Origin of the sequence: Pseudomonas sp. NBRC 111133 (assembly GCF_001320605.1) — a bacterium.
In the GTDB taxonomy this organism is placed as follows: Bacteria; Pseudomonadota; Gammaproteobacteria; order Pseudomonadales; family Pseudomonadaceae; genus Aquipseudomonas; species Aquipseudomonas monteilii.
On the sequence record NZ_BCBJ01000177.1, the window covers coordinates 1 to 1,607 of the forward strand.

1 protein-coding gene is annotated in these 1,607 nt (G+C 68.6%); it reads right to left on the reverse strand.

The window, feature by feature from the left end; genetic code table 11:
* Positions 1 to 1,607: amino acid adenylation domain-containing protein (locus tag APH36_RS30305; protein WP_156342245.1), on the reverse strand; the 1,607-nt coding region annotated here is incomplete at both ends.

A 1,607-nucleotide genomic window follows, 5' to 3' on the forward strand; every position in this document is an offset into this window, starting at 1 on the left:
GGCTTGGGCAGGGCTTTGCGGTCCAGCTTGCCGTTGGCCGTCACCGGCAGGCGCTCGAGGAACAGCAAGTGGGTCGGGACCATGTAGTCGGCCAGGCCGAGCCTGAGGTGCTCGCGCAGTTCGCCGCGCAGCGCACTCTGTTGCTGTGGGTCGCTCGGCAGGTCGCCGGCCATGACCAGGTACGCGGCCAGTTGCTTGCCACCCGGCCCGTCGATGTCCAGCACCACCGCCTCGCGCACCCTCGGCTGCTCGAGCAGGCGCGTCTCGATCTCGCCCAGCTCGATGCGCAGCCCGCGGATTTTCACCTGGTGATCGAGACGGCCCTTGTAGTCGATCACCCCGTCGGCCCGGTAGCGCGCCAGGTCGCCGGTACGGTAAAGGCGACCGCCGCCTTGTGCCGTGTTGTCGAAGGGGTCCGGGACGAAGCGTTCGGCCGTCAACGCCGGGCGACGGTGATAGCCACGGGCCAGGCCGATGCCGCCCAGGTACAGCTCGCCAGCCGCGCGTGGGGCGACACTCTGCAGCCCGGCACCGAGGATGTGGGTTTTCAGGTTGTCGATCGGGCGGCCAATCGGCACACCGCTGTCGCCGCCCGGGCGGCAGGTCCAGTGGGTGACATCGATGGCCGCTTCGGTCGGGCCGTAAAGGTTGTACAACTGTGCGCCGGGCAGGCGTGCCAGGGTCTGCTGCGCCAGCTCTGCAGGCAAGGCTTCGCCGCTGCACACCACGCGCTTGAGACTGCTGCAGCGCTCAACCTCGGCGCTGCCCATGAACGCTTGCAGCATCGACGGGACAAAGTGCAGCGTGGTCACCGCGCACTGCCTGATCACCTCCACCAGGCGCTCCGGATCACGGTGCTCGCCCGGTTGCGCCACGGCCAGGCGTGCGCCGGCCAGCAGCGGCCAGAAGAACTCCCAGACCGAGACGTCGAAACTGAACGGGGTTTTCTGCAGCACCGTATCGCCGGCATCCAGGCCGTAGGCCTGCTGCATCCAGCACAGGCGGTTGACCAGCGCGCGATGGCTGTTGCCCGCGCCCTTGGGCCGGCCAGTGGAACCGGAGGTGTAGATCACGTAGGCCAGGTTGCCCGGGCGGGTGTGGTGCACCGGGTCGGCATCGCTGTAGCCCGGCAGCGGTTCGAGCAACAGTGGCTGCACACCCTCAGGTACCGGCAACTGCGCCAGCAGGTGGGCTTGCGTCAGCAGCAGGCCGATGCCGCTGTCCTGCATCATGTAGGCCAGGCGCTCGGCGGGGTATTCCGGGTCCAGCGGCACATAGGCGCCACCGGCCTTGAGGATACCCAGCAGGCCGATGACCATGTCCACGCTGCGCTCGGCGGCAATGCCCACCAGCACGTCCGGCCCCACGCCGTGTTCGCGCAGCTTGTGCGCCAGCTGGTTGGCGCGCCGGTTCAGCTCACGGTAGCTCAGGGCCTGTTCGGCAAACACCAGCGCGGGCGCGTCCGGGGTGGCGGCGACTTGCGCCTCGATCAGTTGCTGCAGGCACTGCTCCAGCGGGTAGTCGGCGTGGGTGCGGTTCCAGTCGTAGACCACCTGTTGCTGCTGCGCGGCATTCAACAGCGGCAACTCGGCGATGCGCTGCTGCGG